The sequence below is a fragment of the Corynebacterium sp. ACRPH genome (assembly GCF_022347285.1).
Taxonomy (GTDB): domain Bacteria; phylum Actinomycetota; class Actinomycetes; order Mycobacteriales; family Mycobacteriaceae; genus Corynebacterium.
The window spans coordinates 42,701-58,987 of the sequence record NZ_JAKRND010000003.1 but is presented as its reverse complement, the minus strand read 5'-3'; the positions used below and the strand labels follow the sequence as shown (position 1 = coordinate 58,987).

Here is a 16,287-nt window from a genome sequence, read left to right as displayed (position 1 = left end):
TGTACGCGACCGCAGCGGTTAGCGTCACCGGTGATGTGCTTCAAAGAACGCGGCGACTTCGCCCGACGCGGTCATCGCGTTCGAGCGGCGCTCGCGCGAACGATCCACCGCTCCCGCACCGGCCTCGCCCGTGCGCTCGCCCATCCACGTGTGGCCGGCATCGCCAATGGCCAGGTGCATGACCTCCATGTGTTGGCCGCAGTTAGGCCACTGGACGCGCTGCACGGCATCCGTCACGCGAGTGGCAATCGGCGCGCCCACACAATGTGCGCGGCTCGCATATAGCTGCGAGAACTCGAAGGCCCCCAGGTACTCGTCCTCGTATCGTTCGCCGCCACCGTATTGGATCGTCTGATCCTTTCGGCCGTGAATATCCAGGTACGGGGTGGTTTCACCGCGCTTGAAGCGGACGTCTTCTGGCTTCTTCGGGTCCGCGCCCTTCTCCGCACAGGCGCGCCACGTGTCCGAGTAGTAGGCCGCGGAAACGGCCGCGAAGGCTGCGAACTCGTCTGGCATCTCGCAGGCCAGCTTGCCTACGAAGCCCCCGCCGTTGGACATGCCCGTCGCGTAGATGCGGTTCGCGTCCACCTGGTAAGTAGAAGACACCGCATCCATCACATCGCGGACGAAGCGGACGTCCTCGCCAGCCTTCACCCGCGCGTACGGGGCGCCCTCCCAGGCATCGCCGATGCCCTGCGGGTACACCACAATCGCTTTTTTGCCTGCTAGACCGGTGTAGCGCGCCATCTGGGTGGCCTGCTCGCGGTAGCCGTGGAACGCGAAGATCAGCGGGAGGGGCTTTTGATTCTTCGCACCCTCCTGCTGCTTCTTGTCGTAGGGCTGCGCGCCGCGGGGGACGTTAATGATGTAGCGGCGGTCGCGCTTGCTGGATTTGAGTTCAAGGGTCTTGTTCTGCCCCGCCTTCGGCAGGTCACGGATCGGGTGGAAGTGCTGCGGGATGCGCGCCACCGCGGGAGAAACCTGCACGTTGGGGCCCGCAGGCGGAATAGCCACAGCTTCCGTCGGGGCGAAATCCGCCGGTTCCTTCACTGTGTTATGCGCCTGCGGATCGTCACGGGTGGCGTGGGTGATCTTCTGAATTGCCACGCCCATTCCGGCTGCGCAGAGCAGCAGAAACGCCGCGAAAACGGTTGCCGCGATGCGCCTGCGGCGGAACTGTTGTTCCGTGGGGCGGCTGCCGGTGGGACGCTCCGGCGCGTAGCCATTGTTGCGGCGGTCCGCGCGGTGCCGCCCGCCCTTCGCGCGGTTTTCGGCGCTTTGTCCCTGAGGGCTTTTCCCCTGGGAGCTTTGTTGATGACGCCGCCGGCTCCCCCGCCAGGAATCCTCCCCGAAGCTCGCGGAATCCTGGTCGCTGACCTGCGGAGGTACCGCTAGGTGGTGGCGCTCCTTCCGAGCCGAGTTTTCCCGCGCGTGGCGTGGCGCGCGCGGGGCATCGGGGTCGAAAGGCTTACGAGTCACGGGGACGATTGTTCTTTGCTCATCCGCCTGTGTCAATCACCGGCCCTCGTGTTCAGTGTCACCCTAGAGCCGCCCCAGTGCCACTCGAGCGTCACCTCAGCGGAAGTCCCGCGAGCCCGCGTGCGCCCCCGCGATCTCACCCGCCGGCCGCAGTTGTGTCTCCACCTGTTCCAGCAAATCCGCCGTCACGGTGGCCGCCCCCTCCGCGTTGTGGACAATCCCCCGCACGACCAGGATCTTTGCATTTAGCGCGACTGCCCGCTGCCGTGCCCACAGCCCCTGCGAGACCACAATATTCGCCAGCCCGGTCTCGTCTTCCAAGCCGAAAAACACCACCCCACCTGCGGTTGCGGGGCGCTGCCGATGGGTCACCACACCGGCGACGCGCACCCGCGTGCCATCGAGGACGCGCAGCAGGCTATCGGCTGTCACCACCGCCGCGCCGCCGCGCGGGGCGGCATCACCGGAGTGCACACCGCGCAGGGCAGGGCGCAGGTGCCACTCGTCCAGGTATTCGCGCAGGAGCTGCACCGGATGCTCGGCCGTCGTCACGCCCGTTGTCGCTAGTTCGGACGCCACCATCTCAAAAGCACTCATCCCAGGCAACGCCGGCGCCTGCACACCGGACGTCCCCGGCAGCATTCCCGGCCGCTCGGTCGCTGCCACCCCGGCGGCCCACACGGCCTGGCGGCGGGTTAGCCCGAGGCTCCCCAAAGCCCCCGCCCGCGCCAGCTTCTCCACATGAGCCACGGTCAGCCCGGCTTCGCGGGATAGGTCTTCCACGCTGGTGAAGCGGCCGATCCGTTCGCGCGCCTCCACGATACGCTCCGCCACCTCGGCGGAAATCCCCTTCACCCCGCCCGCCCCACTGAGCCCGAGCCGGATCTGCCCCACCGGCTCGCCGGTCCCCCGGCCTAACCCGTGAACTCCCGTGGGCCGGTTGGTGCGTGGGGGCGTCATTAAGGAAACAACCGCATCCACCTGCACGTCCGAAGCGTTCACGTCCACGGGAAGGACCTCTACGCCGTGGCGGCGCGCGTCGGCCAGCAGGGACTGCGGCGAGTAGAACCCCATCGGCTGGGCGCGCAGCAGGGCCACGCAGAACTCCGCCGGATAGTGGTACTTGAACCACGCGGAGTAGTAGACCAGGGAGGCGAAAGACTGCGAGTGTGATTCCGGGAAGCCGTAGCTAGCGAAGGCCACGATCTTGTCCCACAACCGGTCAGCCACTACCCCGCGGATCCCGTTCTTCGCCTCCACCCCCTGGTAGAAGCGCTTTTTCAGCCGCTCCATCTTCTGCGGCGAGCGCTTCGACCCCATCGCCCGGCGCAGGGTATCGGCCTCGGCGCCGCTAAAGCCCGCTGCATCCACGGCCATCTGCATCAGCTGCTCCTGGAACAGCGGAATACCCAGGGTCTTCGTCAGCGCGAGCTCCAAGCACGGGTGGTCGAAGGTCACGGGCTCCAGACCATTGCGACGGCGAATATAGGGGTGCACGGAGCCGCCCTGGATGGGGCCGGGGCGGATCAGAGCGACCTCCACCACCAGGTCATAGAAGGTGCGAGGCTTTAGGCGCGGCAGGGTGGACATCTGCGCGCGGGATTCCACCTGGAACACCCCCACCGCGTCCGCGCGGGAGAGCATCGCGTAGACCTCCGGCTCCGTGGGGTCCAGCCGCCACAGCTCAACCTCCCGGCCCCGGTGGGCACGCACCTGATCCACCGCGTGGTGCAGCGCCTCCAGCATGCCGAGCCCCAGCAGGTCGAACTTCACCAGCCCCACGGCCGCGCAGTCGTCCTTGTCCCACTGCACCACCGAGCGGCCTTCCATCCGCGCCCATTCCGTCGGCACGACCTGCGCGATCGGGCGGTCGCAGATCACCATGCCGCCGGAGTGAATGCCCAGGTGGCGGGGGTGGTCCAGCATCTGCTCGGCTAAGTGCTGTACTGCGTCGGGAGTCTGTTCCGGGTGGCGGGTCCAGGCATCGATCTGGCCCGGCGCGTAGCCGAGGGCACGCCCGGCATCGCGGGTGGCGCCGCGGCGGCGGTAGGTGATCACGTTCGCCACCTGCGCGGCGTTCTCGCGGCCATAGCGGGAGTACACGTACTGGATAGCCTCCTCGCGCCGCCCGGATTCAATGTCGAGGTCGATGTCGGGCGGCCCGTCGCGTTCCGGGGAAAGGAAGCGCTCGAAGAGCAGGCCGGAGGCCACAGCGTCCACCGTCGTGATCCCCAGTGCAAAGCACACCGCGGAGTTCGCCGCGGACCCTCGCCCCTGGCAGAAGATGTTGTTCTCGTGGCAGAAGGAGACGATGTCGTGGACGATCAGGAAGTAGCCGGGGAATCCCAGCTGCTCGATGGCTTCCAGCTCGCGGTCGATGGTGGCCCAGGCCTGGTTGGCGGCGGCGGAGGAACCGCGCGGGCCGTAGCGCTGTGCCCCGCCGCGTTCGGTGATGGCGCGCAGCCAGGTCATTTCCGTGTAGCCCTCCGGTACGGAGAAGTGCGGCAGGTTTGGCGCGACAAGGTCCAGTGTGAAGGCGCATTCTTCGGCAACCTGCACGGAGGTCTCCACGGCGCGCGCCAGCCACTCACAATCGCCCGCGAGCTGCAGCATCTCCTCGCCCGAGCGCAGCCACGAGCCGCCGACCGGGTGGGTGGTCGGCTCCGCGGCCGCTATGTCTTTCCGCTCGCGCAGCGCGGCCTTCGCCCCAGCCAGCCGGGAGTGCTTAGGGGTGGCGCACGTCGGGGCGCTGCTGACGATCTCGCGTAGGCCGTGGCGCACCGCCAGGGCGTGGAGACGCTCGTTGCGGTCGGCGTCGGCGGGGTTCATCGTGTGTTGCAGCTCCACCACGACGTTGTCCGCACCGAAGATGTCCACGAGCCGCGCGTCCGCCCAGCGCCAATCCAGCAGTATTAGCCAGTGGCCGCCCGCCACCTCCGCCAGCCGGGGCAAGCTGGGATACCGGACGGAATCTTTGTCCGGGTCGGCCATGCGGGCGTCAGCAATAACCCGGCTGAGCCGCGTGTAGCCTTCGCGCCCCTTGCACAGCACCGTGAGTGGCACGTCGAGGCTCAGCTCCGCGCCGAATACCGTGGCGAGGTCCGCTTTACTCTCCGCCACCGCCGTAGCGAAGCGCGCCGCACCGTAGAAGCCGTCGCGGTCCACGCACGCAAGCGCGCTTAGCCCCAGTTCACGGGCCGCCGTAACCATCTGCTCGGGCTGGCTCGCGCCACGCAGGAAGTTGTAGGCGCTGCAGGCGTGGAGCTCCGCGAAGGGGGTTGTTGCTTCTTTTTGTGACGCCCCCTCGGCCCCAGCGCCATCCGCCTCCGCAAGGTCGAGAGACGTGGTGCGCTGCTGGCCTTCCCCTACTCCGACCGCGCGGAGGTTCCGCAGCCCCGGCCCTCTGCCGGAGAGCACGCTTTCGAGCTGCGCCCAGCTCAGCGGCCGACCCTGGGAAAAGCTCCTGGATTGTGGCTTGCGTAGCGTGCGGCGAGATGCCAGGTTTGGCTCATCGGTGGGGTCGCGGGGTTCAACAGACACAGAGCGATTATAGAACAGACATTCTATTAACTACCAGCGGGAGCAAATCCCTTTAAAACTAGTGGAAACTAAGACTAGACTAAGTTGTTCATTCTGGTTTAGAGTGCTACTTTAATCGCACAGTTCAGCCCGGACATTCGATAGAGCACCGGGCTCCATGACTATCCAGGAGGATCCCATGTCCCTTCGCCGTAAAGTAGCAGCCGGTGTAGCTGCAGCAGTTATGGCCTTCAGCTTGACCGCCTGCGGCGGTGACGACGACACGATCAAGGTCGGCACCACCGACCAGGGCCAGAAGCAGTGGCAGGTGTTTGAGGAAAAGGCCAAGGAAGAAGGCCTGAACGTTGAGCTGGTTCCGTTCGGCGACTACAGCCTGCCGAACCGCGCGCTGGCCGACGGCGAGATCGACGTCAACAACTTCCAGCACCTGATGTTCCTGGCTGACTACAACGTCAACAACGACTCCAACCTGGTGCCGATCGGCGCTACCGAGATCATCCCGCTGGGCGTGTACTACCAGGACCACAGCGAGGTCAAGGACATCGAGGAAGCCGGTGAGGTTGCCATCCCGAACGACCCGACCAACCAGGGCCGCGCCCTGCACGTGCTGGCATCCGCTGGCCTGGTGAAGCTGAAGGACGACAAGATCCTCTCCCCGACCCCGGCCGACGTCGACGAGGGCAAGTCCAAGGTCAAGGTCACCCCGGTGGACGCTGCCCAGACCGTGACCGCCTACAAGGATGGCACCCCGGCCGTCATCAACAACTCCTTCCTGGAGCGCGGCAACATCGACCCGAAGTCCGCCATCGTCGAGGACGACCCGAAGGCAGAGGCCGCCAAGCCGTTCATCAACGCCTTCGTCACCACCGAGGAGAAGAAGGACGACGAGGATCTGAAGAAGCTCGTTGAGGTCTGGCACTCCAAGGACGTTCAGGATGCACTGAACGAGCAGTCCAAGGGCACCTCCGTCCAGGTTCAGATGGGCCCGGAGGAGCTGGCTAAGGTTCTGAAGGACACTGAGGACCAGATCAAGAAGTAGGCCCAATCGGCACTACTAACCCCAACTCTTAAAAGAGGTTCCCTATGGCTACAGACGCACAACCTGGCGTCGACCAGCCCAGCGCCGGCAATACCGGCAGTACCGGCACGGAGATCGTCTTCCGCGACGTGACGAAGGTCTTCAAGCAGGGCAAGAAGGAAATTCACGCCCTGCAGGACATCAACACGCAGATCGCGGCGGGCTCCATCGTCGGCATCATCGGCTACTCCGGCGCCGGCAAGTCCACCCTTGTCCGGCAGATCAACGGCCTGGACCGCCCCACCAGCGGGCAGATCCTGCTGGATGGCCAGGACATCGTTCCCCTGCCGGAATCGCAAATGCGCAAGCTGCGCAGCGACATCGGCATGATCTTCCAGCAGTTCAACCTGTTCTCCTCCCGCAACGTGGCAGGCAACGTCGCCTACCCACTGCGCCTGCAGGGTATGCCCAAGCAGCAGCGGGAAGAGCGCGTCAAGGAGCTGCTGGAGTTCGTCGGCCTGTCCGACAAGGGCAATGCCTACCCGGAGCAGCTGTCCGGTGGCCAGAAGCAGCGCGTCGGCATCGCCCGCGCGCTGGCCACCAACCCCAGCCTGCTGCTGGCCGACGAGGCCACCAGCGCGCTGGACCCCTCCACCACCCGCGACGTGCTGGAGCTGCTGCGTAAGGTGAACCGCGAGCTCGGCATCACCATCGTGGTGATCACCCACGAGATGGAGGTTGTGCGTTCCATCGCCGACTCCGTGATCGTGATGGAAAACGGCCGCATCGTGGAGCAGGGCAGCGTCTACGAGGTATTTTCCAACCCGCAGACGAAGACTGCCGCCAACTTCGTGGCCACCTCGCTGCGCAACACTCCCGACATGGTCGAGGCGGAGGCGCTGCAGTCCGAAAACGGTCGACTCTTCACTGTGACCATGGCCGAGGGAATCGGGTTTTTCGATGCCATCTCGAAGCTGTCCGCTGCAGGGGTGACGGTAAACATCGTCCACGGTGGCGTCACCACCCTCCAGAACCACAGTTTCGGCCGCCTTACTCTGCGCCTGACGGCCCACAATACCGACGGCGAGAAGGCGATCGAGGAGTTCCACAGCCACATGCAGGATTCCACCGAGATTGAGGAGATCCGATGAACACGATGACCCTCGCGCAAATGGATTGGGACCGCTACGGCAACACGTTCCAAAAGGCGATTTTCGAGACGCTGTACATGGTCTCGATCACGCTGCTGATCTCCTCGGTACTAGGCCTGATCATCGGCCTGCTGCTGTACACCACCCGCAAGGGCGGCATTCTGCAGAACCGGGTGGTCTACTGGATCACGAACTTCCTGGTGAACTTCATCCGCCCGATTCCGTTCATCATCTTGCTGACGGCTATCGGCCCGCTGACAGATCTGGTGGTGCAGAGCCGTATCGGTACGGAAGCGGCCATCGTCGGCATGGTCGTCGCCGCCACCTTCGGCGCTGCGCGTATTTTCGAGCAGAACCTGGTGGCGATCGACCCGGGCGTAATCGAGGCTGCCAAGGCGATGGGTGCCTCGCCGCTGAAGATCATCTTCACGGTGATCATCCCCGAGGCGCTGGGCCCGCTGATCCTTGGCTTCACCTTCATGTTCATCGCCATCGTGGATATGTCCGCCATGGCCGGTTACATCGGTGCAGGTGGTCTGGGTGACTTCGCGATTGTCTACGGTTACCGCTCGTTTAATGACGCCGTTACGTGGACGACCGTCGCAGTGATCATCGTGATCGTGCAGATCGCGCAGCTGGGCGGAAACTGGCTGTCGAAAAAGATCATGCGCCGCTAGCGAGCACGCGCTGCTAGAGAGCACGAAACCCGGGTGCTAGTTCACACACAAGTGAACTGCCCCGGGGTTTTGTCGTGCGTTTAGAATTCCGCGACCCACGTCACGGTCTGCTTGGGCTTCTTACCGCAGGAGGGAACGGAGGTTCCGCCTGGGTGCGCGCTCAGGCGGACCGTGATTGCCTGTTCTGCGCCCGTTTCTGGGCCCGCATCTGGGTTCGCATCCGTGCCCGCTTCTGGGGTCGCATCCGCCGCAACGGTCACGACGCGCACCTCGGTGGCGCCGTCTGCGTCTCCGGCCGCTTCCGGCTTGGTCACGCGCATGCTGGCGAGCTTGACGTGGCGGCCTTCGCTGGCCAGCTTCTCCGCCACGGCCAGTTCCGCGGCCTGGCCGACCGGGTCCCAGACTCCGCGGCCGCGGCAGCCCTCCAGCCACAGCTCGCCTTGCTTGGCGCGCTCCAGCATGCTGCTGGCGCCCGTGGTACCGAGCTGGCCGTAGGAGTAGTTGTGGGGCAGCAGGATCATGGAGGGGGCGAAGCGGTGGCCCTTGGTGTGGGAGGATTCCCAGACCATCTGGCCGTACTTGGCGGTGAGCTCGTCGGCTACCGGGCGGCCGAAGACCGCGCAGCACTTGTCGCGCTTGCCGTGGGTGCATACCAGCAGCAGCGGGCCGTCGATGCGCTGGCCGCCGGCGGCGCCGGGGGCGCTGAGGTCGAGATCCAGCAGCGCCTCGGGTCCGGAGACCTGCAGGCTTTCGAGGATGGGCGTGGGGTCGTCGCCGTAACCTTCGGCCCAGCTGATATAGAGCTGCCGGGTGGCGCTGGCTGCGCGCTGCTGACCTTCGCGGCCGGGGCGGCGAATGAACTGCAGTTGGGCGCCGTTGTCCTTGAGGAACTTCTCGACCTTTTCGGTGAGCTCCTCCCCTAGCGCGGTGCCGTCGAGGATGTCGTGGCCCCAGTTGGTGACGAACTCGAGGGCGAGGATGATCTTGCCCGGCTTGGCGGTGCCGGGGAGAGCCTCATCGGTTCGCTGGGAGCACATGTCCGCGTGGATTCCGCCGGAGGTCTGAGTGGCGGGCTTCCCGGTTTCGGGCTGTCCGGCCTGCGCGTTTCTAGTTGTAGGCATGCCTACAACAGTACCAAGTTGGAAGCTGCAGGCGGGCTAGTAAGTCGCTTCGATCCGCCACTGCTTCCCTTTGCATACCAGCAGAAATGCGTGGTCTTTCGGAGCATCCTTGCGGTGTCCGCTGTGGGGCCCACTATGGGTTTCTTCGCGGGTTTCCTCGCGGGCTGCGACCTGCAGCCGGGCGTAGCGCTTCCCCTCGGCCCACCAGTGCTCGTCGACCGGCCAGGGGCCGGCCCATCCGGTGATGCGGAGCCGCCGGGCGCCCCAGTGCAGAGTTTCCGGCGGGGAGCTCATCAGCCCGCGGCCGGTAACGTACACGGCATCACCCTGGCGGTCCAGCAGCGCCAGCCGCGCTGCGGGGTGCGCGGCGCTGGGATTACGTTCACTGGGGCCACGGCCGCCGGAGTTGCGACCGCTGGCACCGGGGGTGCCATCATCACTGGTTGGCGAGCCGATCAGCCCTGGCAAAGGGGGCAACAGCTGCCCTTCCCATTGGCGGGTCGGCAGGGCGGTTACCTCCTCCGGGTCGTCCTCCCCGTAGGGCACGGTGGCGATACGGCGGGCTACGGCACGGCCTCCGCGGTGGATGGGACGGAGCACGCGGTTCATGCCGATCAGTGCTTGCGCCCGCCCGGCGGCGGCACGGGCGGCGCGGATGCCTTCATCTGGCCCGCCCCACAGTGGCGCTGCCAGGCTGCCCGCCGGGACGGTCTCCACGGGAACGAGTTCGATGCACGTCACCCCGACGGTGTTGTCCGCCCAGTCGGCCTCGATGACCCCTCCGTCGGCTCCGCCAGCATTCCCCGCCCCGGCGCGCAGCCGGGTGAGCCAGCCGTCGAGCTGCCAGCGCACCCGCTGGGCGGTGTCCTGTTCCGACAGTGGTTCACGGCAGCGCCACAGTCTCTCGATGACGGTCGGCCCGGTGTATCCCACCGGGGGTTCCAGGTAGGCTCGCACGGCCAGACGCAGGCAGGCCTCGCCAGCTGCGAAGAGCTTGTTGTGCAGCGCAGTGGCTACATGTCGAGCAATAAACGCGGCGGTTTCGGTCCGCGCGATGGGTTCATCGGCCTCGTAGCGCAGCTCTAGATCTTCCCGGTGCCGTCGGGGCGCCACATCCCGGTCGACGTGCCCGCTGGCGATGCGGTGCCACTCCACGGCCTCCTGCCCGAAGCGCGCGGCCACGTCCGCGCGCGGCAACCCGGCAAAGTCGCGCATCGTGCGTAGCCCCAGCTGCTGCAAGGTGGCGCTGAGGTGTGCGGGGGCGCGCAGCTCCGGCTCGATGCTCAGCACGCTGATCGGCAACCCCGCGATGAACTCCGCACTGCCGCCCACGGGGATGCTCTTGCCCAGCCGGGCCGCCCATACCGCCGAGACCAAGTCATCGGCCACGCCGGCCAAGCAGTCGGCGTGTATCCGCGCGGCGGCATCCAGCAGCTTCTCCACCGCGCTGGCCTCGTTGCCGTAGTACCTGGCTAGCGAGTCCACCGGGAAGGCCAGCAGTCCGGGGCGGAGGGTCTCCACGACTGCGCTGACGTCCTGCAGCGCGGCCAGCACGTCCTCGTGCACGGAGGCCTGCCGGGTGGGATCGTCCGCCGCGATGTTCAGCTGCGGGTACGCCGCCAGGGCATGCCGCTGTTTCATTCCGATCCGGATTCCCTGGGCGCGCGCGGCCGCATTGCAGGCCAGCATCCGGTAATCGGCGATCACCGCAGCGGGCGCCAGCACGTCCCACCCGCGCGACTGCGCCTGGACGTACACCGGCCAATCCGGGAACCACAGCACTGCCACCCGCCTGTTGTGGGCTGCAGGCGCCTCCCGCACCGCGCTATCCGGAGTACGCATGTGCCGTGTCCTCTGTACCCCATGTATCCGCTGTGTCCACGGTGCCCGCTATGCCCGCTGTGCTCTCTGCACCAATCGTCGCCCGCACCGCACTCGGCGGCTGGGCCTTACCCCACACGCGCCCCGCGACCTCCACGGCACGGATGCGCCCACTCCCGCGGCTCAGCCCCAGCACACCGCATACCTGCAGCTCCACGTGCATCCTGGCCTGCGGCCACGCCTTCCCACACACCAGCAAGGCACATTCGCTCTTCCGCAGCCGCGCCTCCACGGGTCGCGCGAAGGTCGGCGCTACGGTCGAGCTCACGGCCCCGCCACCGCCCTGCTTGCCGAGCTGCCCACCCGCCGCAAACAGCACCACATCCATCCCTTCCACCAGCGTGCCCAGCACTGCCGCCGTGTGCGGGGTGGAATCCGGCACCAGCACCAGTCGCTCCACGTCACCGCCAGCGGCCGCCACCGCCGCGATCGCCAGCCGCGGATAATCGACCACCGCCACGCACATCCCCTGCGCCGTCAGGTGCGCCAGCACATCCACCAGCACCGCCGGGCAATCCGAAATCTGCGTTGCCTGCCCACGCGCCACCCCGCCACCCGGCAGGTGCTCGGCCAGCCACGCCGGGACCGGTGCGACGCGCACACTGTTTTCTCTGTGCAGTTCTTTTCTTTGTGACGCCACCTTCCCCGCCGGTGCCGATTCCAGCACCGCCGCGCTCGAAACGCTGGCCATCGGAGCTCCCCCGGATTCGATCTGCTGCATCTTGCGCCGCAAGCTGGCAATCGTCGCCTGCGCCGCAGATTCCCCTGCAGACTGCGCCATGGTTGCCACCTCCCTTCCCTTTTTCCGACACCGCATGTTCTATCAGCGCCCTCGTACAGGGCTACCCCGCACGCAACACATATTAGAACACCTGTTCTAACTTGATGGGGTCGAATATATCCCTCCCCGCGCAGCAGCGTCAAGCGCAGAAACAAAGGCGCAGGTTGAAGGGGGCGGAAAAGGTGGCGTCACCTAAAATGGGCAACCATGAGCCCAACAAACCGCAACGAGCCCGTCATCGCCCCACCTACGCCCGTGCGTGCCGCCGCCTCGGTACTCTTCGGCCTGGCAGTGGGCATTATGGTTGCGCCGCTCGCGCCCGGCTTTCAAGCTATCGTGCTGATCCTCAATGTCGGCGCGGCGCTACTTCTGACGTTTAGCCACCCCTACCGCCGACAGGTACGCGCAGAGGTGGAAAAGCGTGGCGAGCGCTACCGCACCAGCGCAGCACAGGTCGCACCCCTATTCCCGCTATGGATCGCACTGATGGCGCTCCCGCTACTGAATACACGCTCGTGGGTTCTCATGGCCATCGCGTGGGTCATCGCCAGCGCGTACACCTGGTTTATCTACCCGCACATCGACGGCACCGCGCACATCAAGCCGATCGACAAAACCAAGAAGAAGTAGCGCTCAAAGAGCACTGCGCTAAAGCAAAACGGCCCGCACTCCCCAAACACCGGGGAGGGCGGGCCGAAAAGCTATTTCAGCTTTTATTAGGAGCCGGAGAGGCTTCCGGACAGGCTGCCGGAAGCACCGGAGCCGGCCGGAGCTGCACCCTTCTTCACAACGATCGGCGCCCCATTGTCGAAGGTCTTGTTGTTGTTCACAACAGCGCCGACTTTTACGCCGGCACCATTCTTGTAGGTACCCTCCTTCTCCGGAGCCTTCCAGGTGAAGTCCAGCAGCAGCGGAGTGGCGGTATTAACCTTGGGCTTCTGCTTAATCAGCAGTCCCTCCGTCCAGGAAACGCGAACCTCGGTCCGGTCATCGGTCTGCTTCACTGCGTACTCGGACTGCCCCAGCTCGTGGACACTATCACCCAGCAGACCACCCTTAATGCGCTCAACCTTCACCAGCTTGAAGCCCTTCGGCATCCACTCAAGGACCTCGTCGATGCGGGTATCGCCCTTCACACCCTGAATCTCAACACGGGTCTTCACGGTAGCGCCCGGAGCAACGGTGGCTGCGCCGTGAACCTGCTTGTACACGTCAACATTCCAGGCCGGACCACCGACGTTACCCAGCTTGACCTTGTCCCCCTCCGGGGTATCCAGGTCCTTCTTGCCACCCAGGGAGCCAGTCAGGCCACCCAGGGAACCAGCCGGCGCGGCGGATGCAACACTTACTCCCACTCGATGGTTCCCGGCGGCTTGCTGGTGACGTCCAGCACCACGCGGTTCACTTCCTCCACCTCGTTGGTGATGCGCGTGGAGATCTTCTCCAGCACGTCGAAAGGAATGCGGGTCCAGTCGGCCGTCATGGCGTCCTCACTGGATACCGGGCGCAGAACAATCGGGTGGCCGTAGGTACGGCCATCGCCCTGCACGCCCACGGAACGCACGTCCGCCAGCAGAACCACCGGGCACTGCCAGATCACATCATCCAAACCCGCGGCGGTGAGCTCGGCGCGGGCAATAGCGTCAGCAGCACGCAGAGTCTCCAGGCGATCCTCCGTCACTTCACCGATGATGCGGATGCCCAGACCCGGCCCCGGGAACGGCTGGCGTGCCACGATTTCCTCCGGCAGGCCCAGCTCGCGACCAACCGCGCGAACCTCGTCCTTGAACAGTAGGCGCAGCGGCTCAACCAGTTCGAACTCCACGTCGTCCGGCAGACCGCCGACGTTGTGGTGGCTCTTGATGTTCGCGGTGCCGGTGCCGCCACCGGATTCCACCACATCCGGGTACAGGGTGCCCTGTACCAGGAAGTCCACGCTGGATCCCTCCGGGGCATCAGCCAGCACGCCCGCAACGGCGCGCTCGAAGGAGCGGATGAACTCCGCGCCGATGGCCTTGCGCTTAGCCTCGGGCTCGGTCACACCGGCCAGCTTCTGCAGGAACGCCTCGCGCTCGTCCACCGTCACCAGCTTCGCACCGGTGGCGGCCACAAAGTCCTTCTCCACCTGCTCGCGCTCACCGGCGCGCAGCAGGCCGTGGTCGACGAACACACAGGTCAAACGGTCACCGATCGCACGCTGCACCAGCGCGGCGGCCACGGCGGAATCCACGCCACCGGACAGGCCGCAGATAGCGCGCCCTTCGTCGCCGATCTGCTCGCGCACCTGCTCAATCAGCTGCTCGGCAATGTTGCCCGCGGTCCAGGTCGGCTCCAACCCGGCGGTTTCCAGCAGGAAGCGGCGTAGCACCTCCTGCCCCTTCGGGGAGTGCAGCACCTCAGGGTGGTACTGCACGCCCGCCATGCGCTTTTCCGGGCACTCAAAGGCAGCCACCGGCGCACCCTCGGTGCGGGCCGTCACGGTGAAGCCCTCCGGCGCCTCAGAGACGGAGTCGCCGTGGCTCATCCACACCTGCTGGCTCTCCCCCATGCCCTCGTGCAGCACGCCAGCCTCCGACTGGATCTGCAGCTCGGTACGGCCGTACTCGCGCAGGCCGGTCTTCGCTACGGTTCCACCCATGGCCTGGGTCATTGCTTGGAAGCCGTAGCAGATGCCGAATACCGGCACCCCTAGCTCCAGCAGTTCGGGGTGAAGCGAGGGGGCGTCATCTGCATAAACAGAAGAAGGGCCACCGGAAAGGATCAGGGCCGCGGGGTTCTTCGCGGCGACCTCGTCGGCGGGCATGGTGTGCGGGATGACCTCGGAGTACAGGTTCACCTCGCGCACCCGGCGGGCAATGAGCTGTGCGTATTGCGCGCCGAAATCCACGACAAGTACGGGCCGTGGAGCGGCGGCAGCTGGGTCTTGTTGAGTCACGTCCCTAACTCTAACGCACCTGCGCGCTACGGGGCACACCGGTCGCTTACTAGCTCCGTCCGTCCACGAAGCGCTGCTTGTACCACTCCATCGACGGTGGGGAGAAAATCAGCCCAAGAGATACCGCCGCAATCACGCCGAAGATCGTCGCGAGCCAGAACACACTCGCCTTAATCACCGTGATCGTGATGAACACCAGCGTGACATGCGTGAGCACCAGTCCCGACAAACCCCACGTACGTCCCTGGATAATCATCGCTCCGAACAGCGCGAAGGCAAAGAAGTACAGCCCCACCATCACGCCGGTGGCACCGACGTTCATCTTCACGGTCTCGTCGCCATGCTGTGGCTGGTAGCCCAGGTAGAGCACGGTCGTGGCGATGATGCCAATCACGCCGATTATTATTGACGCCCACGACAGCACCGCTAGCTGCATCGGCAACCGGTCAGTTGTGCGCTGCCACCACTGGGAAATCTTCATTCAGATCAGTTGTGTCTTTCTGTATTAACGGACGACTAACGAACGACTAGGTCGACCTTCTGGAAGCTCTTGATGTCCGTGTATCCACACTTGGCCATCGACCGGCGCAGGGCGCCGATAATGTTCTCTCCACCAACCGGATTGGCAGTCGGGCCGAACAGCAGCTCCTTCAGCGGCAGCGGCTCGTTCCCCAGACCTACCTCTTCCACCAGGCCGCGCGGCAGCTTCGGGTGCCCCGCCGTGGACGGCCAGTACCAGTTAGGAGCACCCGCGGAGGCAGCAGTGGCCAGGGGCAACCCCAGCGAAACGGCATCTGCGCCACAGGCGATGGCCTTAGCTACGTCACCGGAATTGCGCAGCGAGGAGTCAGCGATGATGTGAACGTAGCGGCCACCCGTCTCGTCCAGGTAGTCGCGGCGCGCAGCGGCCGCATCGGCGATGGCGGTGGCCATCGGCACGTCGATACCCAGCGAGTCGTTGTTGGTGGTGTGGCCAGAGCCGATGATCACACCCGCCGCGCCTGTGCGCATCAGGTGCATGGCAGTGGTGTAGTCCACCACGCCACCGGCAATCACCGGGATGTCCAGGCTGCCGATGAACTCCTTCAAGTTCAGCGGCTCGCCGTCGCGGTGCACGTGCTCCGCAGAGACCAGGGTGCCCTGGACCACCAGCAGGTCCATGCCGGACTTGATCAGTGCCGGCGCAAGCTCGCGGGCGTTCTGCGGAGACACACGAACGGCGAAGCGCACGCCGGATTCCCGCACCTGGTTCAGCCGCTCCTGCAGCAGGTCCACGTTCAGATCCAGGGAGTGGAGGCGCTGCAGCTCCGCGTTGGCGCCGAAGATCTCTGAGTCCGAGGTGGCGTCATCCTCCTCGAACAGTGCGGACTCTGCCTTGCGAGCAGCTTCAACAACCCCGCGCAGGGCGACATCCAGGTCATCCACGCGACCCCAGAGGCCTTCGGCATTGATCACCGGAAGGCCGCCCAGCTGACCAAACTCGATAGCGAACTCGGGCGTGACGATCGAATCGGTCGGGTGCGTCATCACCGGGATGTCGAAGGAATAAGCGTCGATCTTCCACGACGTATCCACATCGTGCGAGCTGCGGGTGCGCCGGGACGGCACGATGTCGATTTGGTTCAGGCCATACACCCGACGGGCAGCGCGCCCACGTCCGATGTCAACGTATTCCTGCATGGCTGGATTGCTCCTTAAAGGCGT

13 protein-coding genes are annotated in these 16,287 nt (G+C 65.5%); 4 read left to right on the top strand and 9 right to left on the bottom strand.

Annotation, left to right across the window (positions count from 1 at the left end; all coding sequences use genetic code 11):
- Positions 1-24 precede the first annotated feature (24 nt).
- Positions 25-1,479 (bottom strand): PHB depolymerase family esterase, encoded by a 1,455-nt coding sequence (locus MHX66_RS02240; protein WP_239199186.1) that lies wholly within the window; start codon positions 1,477-1,479, stop codon positions 25-27.
- 96 nt (positions 1,480-1,575) lie between these two features.
- Entirely contained in the window at positions 1,576-4,980 is a 3,405-nt protein-coding gene (locus MHX66_RS02235; protein ID WP_239199464.1) for an error-prone DNA polymerase, read from the bottom strand.
- A 217-nt stretch (positions 4,981-5,197) separates the two neighbouring features.
- Between MHX66_RS02235 and MHX66_RS02230 the strand changes: the two genes are divergently transcribed.
- From MHX66_RS02230 to MHX66_RS02220, 3 genes are read left to right on the top strand one after another with little or no spacing between them, the layout of a single operon-like run.
- Entirely contained in the window at positions 5,198-6,058 is an 861-nt protein-coding gene (locus MHX66_RS02230) for a MetQ/NlpA family ABC transporter substrate-binding protein (RefSeq protein ID WP_239199461.1), read from the top strand.
- A gap of 44 nt (positions 6,059-6,102) precedes the next feature.
- Positions 6,103-7,188, top strand: a complete 1,086-nt coding sequence (locus MHX66_RS02225) for a methionine ABC transporter ATP-binding protein (RefSeq protein ID WP_239199183.1) — start codon at positions 6,103-6,105, stop codon at positions 7,186-7,188.
- The gene (locus MHX66_RS02220; RefSeq protein WP_034984925.1) at positions 7,185-7,865 is read left to right on the top strand and encodes a methionine ABC transporter permease; all 681 of its coding nucleotides are present in this window, start codon (positions 7,185-7,187) and stop codon (positions 7,863-7,865) included. The genes MHX66_RS02225 and MHX66_RS02220 overlap by 4 nt, the downstream gene beginning before the upstream one ends.
- Before the next feature lie 80 nt (positions 7,866-7,945).
- On the opposite strand, the gene MHX66_RS02215 is transcribed toward MHX66_RS02220, so the two are convergent.
- Genes MHX66_RS02215 through MHX66_RS02205 form a run of 3 tightly spaced genes read right to left on the bottom strand, consistent with a single transcriptional unit; the run spans position 7,946 to position 11,648 of the window.
- On the bottom strand, positions 7,946-8,986 hold the full coding sequence (locus MHX66_RS02215; RefSeq protein ID WP_239199180.1) for a sucrase ferredoxin: 1,041 nt from the start codon (positions 8,984-8,986) through the stop codon (positions 7,946-7,948).
- Between the two features lie 36 nt (positions 8,987-9,022).
- Positions 9,023-10,828, bottom strand: a complete 1,806-nt coding sequence (locus MHX66_RS02210; protein WP_239199177.1) for a DNA polymerase Y family protein — start codon at positions 10,826-10,828, stop codon at positions 9,023-9,025.
- A complete protein-coding gene (locus MHX66_RS02205) occupies positions 10,812-11,648 on the bottom strand; it encodes a hypothetical protein (protein ID WP_239199174.1) in 837 nt (278 codons plus the stop codon). The genes MHX66_RS02210 and MHX66_RS02205 overlap by 17 nt, the downstream gene beginning before the upstream one ends.
- Positions 11,649-11,855: 207 nt before the next feature.
- On the opposite strand from MHX66_RS02205, the gene MHX66_RS02200 reads away from it, so the two are divergent.
- Complete coding sequence (locus MHX66_RS02200) at positions 11,856-12,278, top strand: hypothetical protein (protein ID WP_239199171.1); 423 nt, start codon at positions 11,856-11,858, stop codon at positions 12,276-12,278.
- A gap of 86 nt (positions 12,279-12,364) precedes the next feature.
- Here the strand turns inward: MHX66_RS02200 and MHX66_RS02195 are convergent, their stop codons facing one another.
- The 4 genes from MHX66_RS02195 to MHX66_RS02180 are packed head-to-tail and all read right to left on the bottom strand — an operon-like array spanning position 12,365 to position 16,263.
- Positions 12,365-13,003, bottom strand: a complete 639-nt coding sequence (locus MHX66_RS02195) for a hypothetical protein (RefSeq protein WP_239199168.1) — start codon at positions 13,001-13,003, stop codon at positions 12,365-12,367.
- On the bottom strand, positions 12,994-14,583 hold the full coding sequence (guaA, locus tag MHX66_RS02190; protein WP_011274088.1) for a glutamine-hydrolyzing GMP synthase: 1,590 nt from the start codon (positions 14,581-14,583) through the stop codon (positions 12,994-12,996). The genes MHX66_RS02195 and guaA overlap by 10 nt, the downstream gene beginning before the upstream one ends.
- A 49-nt stretch (positions 14,584-14,632) precedes the next feature.
- Complete coding sequence (locus MHX66_RS02185; RefSeq protein ID WP_239199165.1) at positions 14,633-15,064, bottom strand: hypothetical protein; 432 nt, start codon at positions 15,062-15,064, stop codon at positions 14,633-14,635.
- A gap of 35 nt (positions 15,065-15,099) precedes the next feature.
- Positions 15,100-16,263: a GuaB3 family IMP dehydrogenase-related protein gene (locus MHX66_RS02180; protein WP_239199162.1), complete on the bottom strand. Its 1,164-nt coding sequence runs from the start codon at positions 16,261-16,263 to the stop codon at positions 15,100-15,102.
- Between the last annotated feature and the right edge of the window lie 24 nt (positions 16,264-16,287).